Raw genomic sequence first — 13,257 nt, forward strand, 5'->3', positions numbered from 1 at the left:
CCCGTTAAGTCCGGTGGATTGCCTGCCGACCGCAAGCGCAGGCAGCTGGTCTGGCACCGGGTTTGTTGGCGTGGCGACCGAGTGACGAATGTGTCGATTTATGTAAGTCAAAAAAGTGTTATAGCAAAACGCGATTCTCTTCCCCTCGTGCAAATTTTCCCAAATTGTTGTGATTGCATATCCCTCCTCGATGGCTTGCTTTACATCGTCGCGCACAGCCAAAAACGCAACGAGGTTTTTCTCACGTCTTGTCGATTTCCGTTGCTTGATCCACGCGGCAAGCTCGTCTGAATACCTTGTCGCCATTTTGCTTTCACCGTTGAAATTTGCGCTGAAGCCATGCCAGGCTGACCCACATTGCACCCAGTTCGATTATATGAATATTCGATATAGACGTTGAAGGTACCTCGTATTTCATTGATCTAATCGAGGATAAATCGAAAACGTTACCGGTACTCTTGCTTGGCATATTCCAGACGCAGAGGCGGGCAAGATGGGTGACGATAGCTATCCGGCAGGCCGGATAACTCTCTTCACTTTCCCTTATTCGCGCCTGTGGCGGCTCAACGGAAATCTTGCTCTGCGAGGCAGGCGGCTGCCGCCGCCGGAAGCAACCACAACAGCAAAGGAGGCCGCCATGGCCATTAACGGCAACCGACCATTCACCACAATAGTGAAACGCTCCCCGACCGCGGAGATCTGGTTTGCACCGCACTGCGACTCCTTGGAGAAAATCGAGGCGGCCGGTTCGAGAGAATCGGTCACCGATCTTGAAATGCGCCTCCATGTGGTCTGCGAGACCCGGGCCTAGGAATCACGCGGCCACATCGTGGTTGAGGAAGGCTAACGTCGAAGAAGGGCAACATCATGACGGACAAGGCCACAAAAGTGACCCGGAAGCACAAGCACCTGCGGGTGCCAGTCCTGCCAGAGGAGGAAGCGCAGATCGCGCGCAACGCGAAGGCCGCCAACCTCCCTGTGGCGGTCTTCCTGCGCAACATCGGGCAGGGCTACGAGGCACGCAGCATTCTGGACAACCGCCGCATCGAGGAGCTGGCACGGATCAATGGCGACCTCGGACGCCTGGGTGGCTTGCTGAAACTCTGGCTGACCAATGATGCCAGGACAGCGGAGTTCGGCGAGGCCACAATACGCGCCCTGCTGTCAAAACTCGAAGCGACCCAGGACCAGATGCACGGGGTCATGCGCGAGGTGCTGATACCGAGGTCGCATCGGTGAAAACTTTAGCGGCTAAATTTTGCGGACGGTTCGCATGATCATCCGTCACGTTCCGATGGAATCCGTGCAGAAGAGTAACTTCACGGACCTGGTCGAGTATATGACCGATCCCAACGACAGAAACGAGCGGGTCGGGAACGTCACGATAACGAATTGCCAGTCCCAGCGGGTCGAGACAGCCATGCTCGAAATAATAAATACGCAAAGACTAAACACGCTCTCGAAAGCGGACAAGACCTATCACCTGGTCGTCGCCTTCCCTGTCGGCGAACTGCCCGACGCGGCGACCCTGAAAGCCATCGAGGAACGAATCTGCGTAGTCATCGGATTCGGCGAGCATCAGCGAGTGAGCGCCGTTCATCACGACACCGACAACCTGCACTTGCACATCGCAATCAACAAGATTCATCCCACCCGCTACACGACCCACGAGCCGTTCAACGCCTACCACCTGCTGGGGCAGCTTTGCGACAAGCTCGAAGTCGAGTATGGCTTTCAGAAGGTCAACCATCAAGCCAACAAGAACCGAAGTGAAAACCGCGCGGCGGACATGGAGCGGCACTCGGATGTTGAAAGCCTGCTGGGTTGGATCAAGCGCGAGTGCCAGGATCAGATACTTGGCGCGCAGTCCTGGTCGTCGCTGCACCAGGTCATGCGCGACCATGGGCTTGAAATATGCGAACACGCCAACGGCCTGATCATCAGCGCCAACAACGGCGTCAGCGTCAAGGCCAGTTCGGTGCATAGAAAGTTTTCAAAGAAAAACCTCGAAGGGCGTTTAGGCAGTTTTACGAAATCCCAGGTGGCGGCCACGGATTCGCCGCAGAAGCAATACGAAAAAAAACCGATGCGTTCGATGGTTAACACGGTCGAGCTTTACGCCCGTTACAAGCAAGCCCAACAATTAGCCATGGACGCCAGAGTGGCCGAGTGGGCCAAAGCCGTCGCACGCAAGAACCATCTTTTAGAGGACGCAAAGCGCGCGGGGCGGTTGAAGAGAGCTGCGGTCAAGTTCAGTGGATCGCCGGGTTTGGGGAAAAGACTCATGTACGCGTTTATCAACAAGACGCGGCACGACGACATTGCCGCGGCCACCAAGGCCTACATGAGGGAGCGGGAAGCAATTTACACAAAATACAAGCGCATGGCCTGGGCCGACTGGCTGCGCAAAGAGGCTATGGCGGGCGACCAGGAGGCCCTGGAAGCGCTGCGTTCGCGCGAAGCTTCGACTGGACTCAGGGGCAACACGGTGGCTGGGAAGGGCGGCGCCAAAAACTCCGCGGCGCCGCCGTCCCGGCACGACAACATCACCAAGCGCGGCACGATCATCTACAGGGTCGGGGCGAGCGCGGTCCGCGACGACGGCGACAAACTCAACGTGTCGCGCGGCGCCGACGACGCGGCCCTGCAGGTCGCGTTGCGCATGGCGGTCGAGCGATACGGAATCACCATCACGGTCGACGGCACCGCGGCGTTCAAGGAACAGATCGCACGGGCGGCGGCAGCGGGCAACCTCACCATCAGCTTTGACGACGCGGCCCTGGAGGCGCGCCGCCGGCAGCTGATCCAATCCAAAACCACCAAGGAGAGAAAGCATGGAAGCAACATCAGAATCGACAAACGGGAAGTCCGAGGACAACAGGATCGCGGAGGCGATGGCCGCCATGGACAATCCGCAACCGGCGCCGCCGACGCCGCAAGTGCTGCTCGAGCAGGAGCAGCCGCCCCGGCAAGACAGCGACATGCCGCGAGCGTTAAGCCCGACACTGGAAAAGCTGGCAAAAACCCGCCGCCCCTCGCCCGGCACGCTGTGCGAGGTATGCCCGAACTCGATCTGGTTCACGTCGCCGAACGAGGTGAAATGCTATTGCAGGGTCATGTACCTGGTGGTGTGGGGCAGCAAGGAGCCAAACCAAATAACCGGGTGCGACGGGATATACGTGGGCCAGGACGAGTAAGACCGTCGGGCGCCCACCCTGCCCCAGCCACGAAAGCCGATCATGGCGGCAAGCCCAACATCGGCAAGCTCGGTCGCGTGCCTCCCCCTGCGAGCAAGGACCGTCTGCGCCCTCTGTCGCAACTCGGCGCCATCAGTATCGGCGCCCACGGCACTGCGGCAGCGGCCCCGCACCCCGCCCCTATGACCGAGCCACAGCCAGCAGCAACGACAACGGAGCATATGGAGGCGACGAATCGCCGTGATCTATTGGGTTCTGACAAGACGCTGCCGGGCAATGCCGCCGCCGAGAAGTACGTCAATGAGCGAGAACAAAAGCGGGCCAAACAATTCGATATACCGAAGCAGATGAAATATACTTTTACTAATGATATAAAAATGATATTTCACGGTATGCGTCAGATCGACGGGCAGACGCTGGCCCTGCTCAAACAAGGTGATGAGCTCATCGCCCTGCCCGTCGACGACGCTACCGCCCGCCGCCTCAAGCTGTTGGCGGTCGGCGAGCATATCTTAGTGACAGCCAGGGGCGTCATCAAAACGAAAGGAAGGAGCAGATGAGCGATCGGTTCAACAATGCGGTGGGACCGCAGGTACGCGCTAGGCAGAAGGGACCGGGAAAGGTCATCCCTGCCCTGGCCGTTTTGTCGCTGGGGGGAGGACTGCAGGCGGCTACGCAGTTCTTCGCGAACGACATGCGCTATCAGGATGCCCTCGGCCCGAACATCGATCACATCTACGCGCCGTGGGGGATCATCGAGTGGGCGGCCAAATGGCACGGGCAGTACCCGGATGCGTTCATGCGCGCCGGAAGCGTGGGCCTGTCCTTGGCCGGTGTAGGCCTTGTCAGTCTGTTCGTCGCAAAGATGGTCATGGCGAACACCTCTAAGGTCAACGAATACCTGCACGGCTCTGCCCGCTGGGCAAACAAGAAGGACATTCAGGACGCGGGACTGTTGCCGCGCCCGCGCAAATGGCATGAGATTTTGCGCGGAGCGCAGCCGGCCGCCAGCAACGGCGTCTACATCGGTGCGTGGGTCGACAGCAGCGGCAAGCTGCACTACCTGCGCCACAACGGGCCGGAGCACGTTTTGACGTACGCGCCAACACGTTCGGGCAAAGGCGTAGGCCTGGTGGTGCCGACTCTGCTGTCCTGGCCTGACAGTTGCCTCATCACGGACCTGAAAGGCGAACTGTGGGCGATGACGGCGGGCTGGCGCCAGAAGTACGCGAAAAACAAGGTGCTGCGCTTCGAGCCTGCCGATCCGAACTGCGAGGTGTTTCACAACGCCTTGGATGAGATCCGCGTCGGTAGCGGACACGAAGTCGGCGACGTGCAAAGCCTGGCGACTCTGATCGCCGACCCGGACGGCAAGGGACTGGAAACGCATTGGCAGAAGACCAGCCAGGCGCTCCTGGTCGGCGTCATCCTGCACGCGTTGTACAAGAAGAGGAACGAAGGCACCCCGGCCACATTGCCGTACGTTGACCACATGCTGGCCGACCCCGACCGCAGCACGGCCGAACTGTGGATGGAAATGGCGACCTACGGCCACGTCGACGGCAAGAACCATCCGGCGGTCGGCGCCGCCGGCCGCGACATGATGGACCGTCCGGAGGAAGAGGCAGGGTCAGTGCTGTCAACCGCCAAGTCCTACCTGGCCCTGTACCGCGATCCGATCGTGGCGCGCAATGTCAGTTCTTCCAGCTTCCGCATCAAGGACCTGATGAACCACGACAGCCCGGTCAGCCTGTACATCGTCACCCAGCCGAACGACAAGGCACGCCTTCGCCCGCTGGTGCGGGTCATGCTCAACCAGATCCTGCGTTTGCTGGCCGATAAGATGGAGTTCGAACGGATTGCCGCTAGGAGGCCATGGTGGCACCAGCTGCTCGCCAAGGCTGGCATCGCCAAAACCGCGGCAACCTACGTTCGTACCAAAAAAGGCTACAAACATCGGCTTCTCGGCATGATCGACGAGTTCCCAAGCCTCGGCAAACTGGAAATCCTGCAGGAGTCGCTGGCGTTCGTGGCCGGCTACGGCATCAAGTTCTATCTGATCTGCCAGGATATCAACCAGCTCAAAAGCCGCGAAACCGGCTACGGCCCCGACGAAACCATCACATCGAACTGCCACATCCAGAACGCCTATCCGCCCAACAGGGTCGAGACCGCCGACCACCTGTCGAAGCTGACAGGCACGACAACGGTGGCGAAGGAGCAGATAACAACCAGCGGCCAGCGCACCAGCGCCTTGCTGGGCCAGGTATCGCGAACCATCCAAGAAATCCAGCGACCGCTCTTGACGACCGACGAATGCCTGCGCATGCCGGGCCCGAAAAAGGAAAGGGAACTGATCGTGGAGGCTGGAGACATGGTGGTCTACGTTGCAGGCTTTCCGGCCATCTACGGCCGGCAGCCACTCTATTTCCAGGACAAGACCTTTTCGGCGCGCGCCGCCGTTGAAGAACCCAAACACAGCGACAAGGTGCGCAACATCCCGGCCGCGACGGAAGAGAAAACGATCACCATATGAAACTCAAATCAATCCTGCGCAAGATCACCGTCGTGACCGCGATCACAGCCTTGTCCGTCACCGCGCTTGGACTGCTGTTCCATGCCGCTGGCGGCCGCGTCAACACTACCAGGAGCATTCCGGTCGGACTGTACTGGGCGAGCGGCAAGCCGGTGGAGAAAGGCGCCTACGTGCTGTTATGCCCGCCCAGGATGGTGATGATCGCGGAAGCCAAACGACGCGGTTACCTCGCCACCGGTTTTTGCCCCGGAAAGGTCGGCTACATGATGAAGAGAATTTCAGCCGCTAAAGACGATCTCGTCGCTATCACGGACGCCGGTGTGACCGTCAACGGCGCCTTGTTGCCGCACAGCGCGCCGATGGCGACGGACAAGTCCGGCCGGCCGATGCCGCGATACCAGCACGCAAAATTCACCGTCAGTGACAACGAAGTCCTGGTCATGTCCGACGTGAGCGCCAAGTCGTTCGACGGCAGGTACTTCGGTCCCGTTCTCCGGTCCCAAATCCAGACCGTCATCGTGCCGGTCATCACCTGGTAGGAGGCATCATGCGACTGTTCATTGCTGAAAAGCCTGACCTGGCGAAAGCCATCGTTGACGGTTTGGGCGGCGGAAGCCGGAAGGATGGCAACTACGAGTGCGGCGACGACAAGGTAACCTGGTGCTTCGGCCACATGCTGCAGCTGCTCGACCCGGAAGACTATGACGAACGGTATGCGAAATGGAGCATGGACGATCTGCCCATGTCGCATATCCCGTGGCGCAAGAAGCCGAGCGGCGACGAGCGCTCGAAGAGCCAGCTCAAGATCATCACCGGCCTGCTCAAGCAGGCCGGCAGCGTGGTCAATGCCGGCGACCCGGACGAAGAGGGGCAGCTTCTGATCGATGAGATCCTTGAGTACACGAACTGCGGGCTACCCGTGCAGCGTGTCCTCATCAACAACAACACCACCACCGCGGTCAAGAAGGCGCTGGCCGCGATGCGCGACAACAAGGAGTTCGCCGGCCTGTCGGCTGCGGCCGAGGCCCGCAGCATGGGCGACCAGCTGTACCCGGGCTGCAAGCAGTCGTACAACGATATCAAGGGCAAACCCGACTACAGCAAACCCAAGGCTGCAGCCGCCTCGCAATCAACTTCCAAGGAGTATTTCATGAGCTTACATGTAGCCACCAATCCCTTCGAGTCCGAAGCCAGCAAGAACAACGCGATGCTCGAGTTGATCGCGCCCGACGACGCCGGCGCCGGCCCCGTCATCGAGAAGCTACAGGATGCCCTGACGCCGGGCTACCAGGCCGAGTTCGACCCGCCCGAGGCCGAGGCGGCCGGCGCGTTCCAGGAGGACGCGCTGAGCGAGGCCGACGCCCTCGCCAGCACGCACGACACGTTGCACTTCGTGGCCCGTTCGTCGCCGATGAAGGGGTAGGCGCGTGGCCCTATCAATCGAGCAGTGCGAGGACCTGGTGTTGGAGTTCTGCTCGATCTACCCCGTCGCGGCGCACGTCACTTTCAAAATTCGTAATACCCAGGAGGAATTGTATGGACCAGAAAACACCAAAGACGAAGCCGGCACCATCCTTGGTGCGTTTTGTCCCGAGCAGCGACAAGCGGACTTCGCCGCTTCCAACTTTCGTGACACGGACGAGTTTAAGGGAACTCTCCGACACGAAGTCCTCGGACACTTCGGAATCAACACCTTTACCGCCGACGATAAAGCCGGAGTCCTGACCGCCATCGTTGAGGGCCGCGATCAGCCCGTCCTGCGTGGTCTCTGGCGAAAAATAGATCGACTGTACGAGAACCTGCCCGAGCGGATCCGGGCCGAGGAGATATTCGCCTTCACATGTGAGGCGATCCGGCCGGACAGGCCAGTCGATCCGATACAAGCAGAAAAGTCGTTCAGGGAGGTCTGCGTGGAACGTACCAGGCCGATGACCGAACGGGACTTGGGCAACATCACGTCCATGGTGGCGCAAGGGATGCGCGACCGGACGCGCGAGCCGCAGGAGCACCCGTGGGCGGATTATGAGGTGATGCGAAGAGGTGACAACATGGAGAGCGAGAAGAAGCCGTTTCATGAAACCGTTGCTGAAAAACTGATCGAACAGTTGAATCAAGGCACCGCGCCCTGGCAGAAGCCATGGGAGCCTGGCGCAGCCGGCGCCAACATGCCGATCAACCCCACAACCGGCAAGCGCTACAAGGGGATCAACGCCCTGCAACTCATGAGCGAGGGCCGCGAGGACCAGCGCTGGATGACGTACAAGCAGGCGGCGACCGTCGATGCCCAGGTGCGCAAGGGCGAGAAGGGCACGCCGATCCAGTACTGGAAATTCAGCGAGGAGCAGAACAAGAGGGACGCGGCCGGCAGGCCCATCCTCGACAGAAACGGCGAACCGTTGAAGGAGACTGTCGCGCTCGAGCGGCCGAGGGTGTTCTTCGCCACCGTGTTCAACGCCGAGCAGATCGACGGACTGCCGCCGTTGCAGCCACGCCGGCAGCACGAGTGGAGCGCGGTCGATCGGGCCGAGCAAATTTTGCGGGCATCGGGCGCGGAGATCCATCACACCGAACGCGATCGCGCCTTCTACCGTCCATCGAGCGACAGCATCCATGTGCCCGACAAGTGGCAGTTCAAGACGGCGGACAACTATTATGCGACGGCCCTGCACGAGCTGGGCCATTGGACCGGCCATGGCAGCCGACTGGATCGCGACCTGGTGCATCCCTTTGGCAGTGAAGGGTATGCGAAGGAGGAGTTGCGCGCCGAGATCGCAAGTATGCTCCTTGGCGACGAACTGGGCATCGGACACGATCCCACGCAGCACGCCGCGTATGTCGGATCTTGGATCAAAGCACTGTCGGATGATCCGCTGGAGATTTTCCGCGCGGCGGCCGACGCCGAAAAAATTCAGGAGTACATCATGGGCCTTGAACAGAAAAACGAACAGGAACAAACCACCTCAATGGCGCTTAACGCCAAAATAGACCAGGCAATGCAATATGACTACACAGGACACATCGACGACGAGTTAGCTGCCCGTCATGAAGGTCAGCTTTATCATCTGCGGCGCTTGGGATTTGTCACAATGCAGGATGTGACTGGAAGCAATCCATCACTGTTTTATGAAACCGCCCTCGCTCGACTCGCCCCGGCTTATGATCTCAGCGCCAACACACCCGACACAGCCTATTTCCTAGGTCTAGAGCACCAGGCACTGGCACGCGACTTCGCCACCAAGGCGCACGAACTTGTGACGACCGAACTAGAGGTGCCTGTCGCCTATATCGACGATCATGGCGTCGTACGTGCCGGCGATCACACCGAACTGCCGGCCGACTGGCGCGGCGTGGTCCGTGAGAAAAACGAGTTCTGGCACGCGGGCCCCATCGATGCGAACGGCGAACGCGCCGTGATCCTCTTGTCCGCCACCACCCTCGAGCAGGCTGCGGCCGAGGGCGAGCGCGCACATGCCTTGGCGGTCGACGTCGCCGAAGTGCTGAGCGCCTCCGACAAATCGTACAGCCACTACGAGGCGTTCCAGGGCGAAACCGTGGAACAAGCCCTGCGCAGTTTTCTGCTCAACACGGTGGGGGACGTGACTGGCCACGATCCGGCGCGGTTCCACGATAAAGCGCTCGAAAACCTGTCCCGGGTATTCGGTATCGAGGTCGACCATGTCGACGCGGATAACGCGTATTTGGAACGTAAAGGGCTTGCCCAATCGTTCTCAAATATGGCCGAGCAGATTATGATGCCTCTCAAACAGCAGGCCACGGAGGCTGAAATGGGTGTTCCTAAGCAGCCGGCCGCGCTGCAAGCCGACGCCGATCGCGCCGAGGCCTGGACGGTAGGCCGCGTCGAGAAAGACACCTTGGCGCGCGCCCTGGACGGCGCCAGCCAGGCCCAGCTCAACCGTGTATACGCCGTGCTGGCCGACATGGAACCGCTTTCTGCCGCCAATCCGTTCTGGCAGCGAAACGAGCTGCCGCAGGACGTCGGAGCGCTCGCCGACAAGATCGACGCCGCCAAAGAGCGGGTGACGGTGCGCCAGGCCGATGCCGTCGTCGCCGCCTCGAGGCTCGACCTTGTGACCGGCGTGGCCTTCGGCCGCGAACGCTCCGGCGACGGCGACACGTTCGACCGTGATGCCGAGGAAAACCTCGGGTTCACGCTGCCGCATAACTGGACCGGGCGGGTACAGGTGCAAGGCAACATCAAGCGCGACATTGACGGCGAAATGATCGTGTTGCCGGCAGCGCACCGTGGCGAGAAGCCCGATTTTTGGGGCGTCTATGCCCAACTCGACGACGGCCATCAAGAACATCTGGCCGACCGGCCAACCGAGCAGCAGGCCGATGAGCTGGCCGAGCGCCTGGCCGTCATCGACGCCCGCTCCACCATCAGCGAGCACGAAAAAGCGGCCAAGCTGGCCCGGGTCAACGAGGACCGGGTTCGCCGCAATCCCGACAGCACCGACGAGGACATTTCGGCGGCTAAAGAGGCGCGCAAGAATGCCGAGTTCGCCGCGACGACAAACGATGCGGATCTCCAGCGCAGGATCGAATTCGAAGAGCGTCAGCGCACCCTGCTGCAGCAGGCGCCGGCCGACGCGCGCCGGGATGCCCCGAAAACCTTGCTAACCGTGCCATACAAGGAGAAGGAAGAGGTGAAGGCGCTGGGGGCGAAATGGGACCGCAAGGATCAATCCTGGTATGTCCCGCAACACCTCGATGCGGCCCCGTTCGCAAAATGGGCGCAGCAACCCGCCCAAATGCTCGCCGGCGAGTCGCTGGAGCCCGCGACGGCCCTTGACAAGCCCGCCGTCTCCAAAGCCGTGGAGGGCCGCGTTTACCTCGCGGTGACATACCGCGACCGCACCGAGGCGAAGGGGGCCGGCGCCGAGTGGGACAAGGCGGCCAAGTCGTGGTACGCCGGACCGCACGCCGACATGGCTAAACTGGATAAGTGGAAGCCCGAGAACGTTCCAACCCACCAGGGGCCGGCGATGGCGCCGCGGGAAGAATTTGCCGCGGCGCTTGCCTCGATCGGTTGCGTCGTTCCCGCCGGCGGCGACCACCCGATCATGGACGGTGAGAAGCACCGCATCAGCGTGGAAGGCGAAAAATTCAGCAAAAACTCCGGGTCCGGGTTTTACGTCGGCCATCTGGACGGCTATCCGGCCGGCTTTATGAAGAACAACAAGACCGGCGCCGAGCTGACCTGGAAGGCCAAGGGCTACACGCTCGATCCGGAGCAAAAGGCCCTGCTGGCCAGCCAGGCGGCCGAGAAGCTGCAGCAGCGCGAGGCGGAGCTGTCCAAGCTGCAGGAGCAGGCCGCCAAACGGGTCGGCAAGGAGCTGGGCAAGCTGGTTCAGGTGACTGTGGCCACGCCCTACATGCAAGCGAAGGGCATCGTGCCGCACGCGGGCGCACTGACCGACAAGGACGGCAAAAAGACCTACCTGCCGGCCACCGACGTCGATGGCAAGCAGTGGACGACGCAGTACATCAAAGAGGACGGCACCAAGCGCTTCGCCAAGGACAGCAGGAAGGAAGGCTGCTTCCACGTCGTCGGCGGGATGGACGAGCTGGCGAAGGCGCCGGCCATCGTCATCGGCGAGGGTTACGCGACGGCCGCCCAGCTTAAACAATCGCTCGGCTTTCCCACCGTGTCGGCGTTCGACTCGGGCAACTTGGCCGCAGTGGCCCAGGCGCTGCACCAGAAGTTTCCGGACAAGCCAGTCGTGATCGCCGGCGACGACGACCGGCACCTGGAATTGACCCAGGGCGCAAATCCCGGCCGCAGCAAGGCCGCGGAAGCGGCCAACCTAGTCGGCGGCAAGCTGATGATGCCGATCTTCGCGCCGGGCGAGAACAGTTACCCGGCCGACCTGGCCACCATCACCCCCGACCTGTACCGCGAGCACCAGCGCACCGGCAAGGTCCTCGACGACGAGCAGCTGGCGGCGCTCAAGCAGATGAAGCAATTCACGGATTTCAACGATCTGGCCAACAAGAGCGCGCTGGGGTCCGAAGGGATCGACCGCCAGGTGCGGTCTCTGGTCGAATCCGTCATCGGGAAGCATCAGGCGTCACTGTCCGTGCAGCAGCAAGAGCAGGTGCAAGAGCAGCAGCAAGAGTTGGATCGCGGTGAGAAGGTCCAGCAGGTGCAGAACGAGACACCGAAGCGCCGAAGGTCCGCGAAGGTGGCGTAATCGATCGCCGGGCGCTCGCATGCCGATTTGCCCGGCCACTTACTTGCATGGAGAACATCATGGCATCGGTCAATAAAGTAATCATCGTCGGCAACCTCGGGCGCGACCCGGAGATCCGCTACATGCCCAGCGGCGACGCCATCGCCAACATCGCCGTCGCGACCTCGTACAAATCGAAGGACAAGAACACCGGGGAAGCCAAAGAATTGACGGAATGGCACCGCATCTCGTTCTTCGGCCGCCTGGCCGAAGTCGTCGGCCAGTACTTAAAAAAAGGTTCGTCGGTCTACGTCGAGGGGCGTTTGCAGACGCGCAAGTACACCGACAAGGACGGCGTCGAGAAATACGCGACCGACATCGTCGCCGAGAACATGCAGATGCTCGGCGGCCGTCAGGGCGCGGGCGGCGACAGCGGAACGGACGAAGGCCACGACAGCCAGCCACAACACCGGCCGGCACCGGCGCAGCGCCAGACACCGTCCGCGCCTGCGGCACGTACCGCGCCACGTCCGGCCCCGAACTTCTTGGACATGGACGACGACCAAATTCCGTTCTAGTGCTACCGCACAGGGAATTTCTTCAGACGCTAAAGCCGCGACGCGAATTCACTCCGACATCCACGCCACGGCACTGTCGGTATGGGCAGAAAAAACGTGAAGACTTCGCAGCGCAACATCAATCGTGGAGAATTGAATACACAGACGCCGACGTTGAATCGGGTATTCAACCGCTTTGCGACGCTCTGGATGCAATTCCCGACGTGACTTTGCTCTGGTCCTTCGATGGTCACGCCGAAAAGTGGGAACCGCCTTTTGTGATCCTCGTTGCGAGCAACTCGACCGCCTTCAAACTGCATCAGATCCTCGGCCCGAACTTCAAGGATAAGGGACTGCTATTTTACTGGTCAATCAAGGGATCGTTCTTGGACGATGGCACGATGCAATGCACTAATCTGCTGAAACACATCCCGCCCCTCAAGATCACGTTCAACAGCGAATAGAAACAGGCAACGCCTACCGCTGGACTGTTCCCACTGGTGCCCTACCTGGTGCTTCTCGCGCGAATCACTCGGCCACGAAGTCGGGATAGAAGTAGTCCGTGGCGGTCGGCCGCCAGAATGAGAACTTCTCCTGTCGTTCGATGTTGCGCACCCACTGCTTGACCTTGGGGTGGGCGTCGATTGACTGTGCGCATCGGAACTCTTCAGCATCCGCCCCGCCCGGGGTCTTTTCCCGCAGATCGTGAATCACGGGATAGAAATGCTTTGAAAATTCATAACTGCCCTTATACATCTGACGCGCCGGGTATT

The 13,257-nt window shown here is 60.7% G+C and carries 11 protein-coding genes; 9 read left to right on the plus strand and 2 right to left on the minus strand.

Annotated features, from left to right (window positions below; genetic code table 11):
• A partial coding sequence (locus C7C56_RS28590) for a TraK family protein (RefSeq protein WP_109246555.1) occupies positions 1 to 306 on the minus strand: 306 nt, incomplete at its 3' end.
• A 187-nt stretch (positions 307 to 493) separates the two neighbouring features.
• On the opposite strand from C7C56_RS28590, the gene C7C56_RS27915 reads away from it, so the two are divergent.
• The 9 genes from C7C56_RS27915 to C7C56_RS28595 all read left to right on the plus strand — a co-directional run bounded on the left by C7C56_RS27915 (position 494) and on the right by C7C56_RS28595 (position 12,948).
• Positions 494 to 811: a hypothetical protein gene (locus C7C56_RS27915; protein WP_146204276.1), complete on the plus strand. Its 318-nt coding sequence runs from the start codon at positions 494 to 496 to the stop codon at positions 809 to 811.
• A gap of 56 nt (positions 812 to 867) precedes the next feature.
• Positions 868 to 1,239, plus strand: coding sequence for a conjugal transfer transcriptional regulator TraJ (gene traJ, locus C7C56_RS04165; protein WP_106756234.1), 372 nt, complete (start codon positions 868 to 870; stop codon positions 1,237 to 1,239).
• 34 nt (positions 1,240 to 1,273) lie between these two features.
• On the plus strand, positions 1,274 to 3,757 hold the full coding sequence (traI, locus tag C7C56_RS04170; protein WP_106756235.1) for a TraI/MobA(P) family conjugative relaxase: 2,484 nt from the start codon (positions 1,274 to 1,276) through the stop codon (positions 3,755 to 3,757).
• Positions 3,754 to 5,733 carry a type IV secretory system conjugative DNA transfer family protein gene (locus C7C56_RS04175; protein ID WP_106756236.1) on the plus strand — a complete coding sequence of 660 codons (1,980 nt, stop codon included), beginning with the start codon at positions 3,754 to 3,756 and terminating at the stop codon, positions 5,731 to 5,733. The genes traI and C7C56_RS04175 overlap by 4 nt, the downstream gene beginning before the upstream one ends.
• Positions 5,730 to 6,272: a conjugative transfer signal peptidase TraF gene (traF, locus tag C7C56_RS04180; RefSeq protein WP_106756237.1), complete on the plus strand. Its 543-nt coding sequence runs from the start codon at positions 5,730 to 5,732 to the stop codon at positions 6,270 to 6,272. The genes C7C56_RS04175 and traF overlap by 4 nt, the downstream gene beginning before the upstream one ends.
• Before the next feature lie 8 nt (positions 6,273 to 6,280).
• Entirely contained in the window at positions 6,281 to 7,156 is an 876-nt protein-coding gene (locus tag C7C56_RS29615; protein WP_229458105.1) for a toprim domain-containing protein, read from the plus strand.
• A 625-nt stretch (positions 7,157 to 7,781) separates the two neighbouring features.
• Positions 7,782 to 11,948, plus strand: a complete 4,167-nt coding sequence (locus C7C56_RS29275; RefSeq protein WP_229458108.1) for a zincin-like metallopeptidase domain-containing protein — start codon at positions 7,782 to 7,784, stop codon at positions 11,946 to 11,948.
• Between the two features lie 59 nt (positions 11,949 to 12,007).
• Positions 12,008 to 12,505, plus strand: coding sequence for a single-stranded DNA-binding protein (gene ssb, locus C7C56_RS04205; RefSeq protein WP_106756240.1), 498 nt, complete (start codon positions 12,008 to 12,010; stop codon positions 12,503 to 12,505).
• A gap of 203 nt (positions 12,506 to 12,708) precedes the next feature.
• Positions 12,709 to 12,948 (plus strand): hypothetical protein, encoded by a 240-nt coding sequence (locus tag C7C56_RS28595; RefSeq protein ID WP_181373016.1) that lies wholly within the window; start codon positions 12,709 to 12,711, stop codon positions 12,946 to 12,948.
• Positions 12,949 to 13,012: 64 nt separating this feature from the next.
• Here the strand turns inward: C7C56_RS28595 and C7C56_RS29620 are convergent.
• On the minus strand, positions 13,013 to 13,257 hold a 245-nt coding region (locus tag C7C56_RS29620; RefSeq protein WP_229458107.1), incomplete at its 5' end, for a hypothetical protein.

The sequence above is a fragment of the Massilia glaciei genome (assembly GCF_003011895.2).
GTDB lineage: Bacteria > Pseudomonadota > Gammaproteobacteria > Burkholderiales > Burkholderiaceae_D > Telluria_A > Telluria_A glaciei.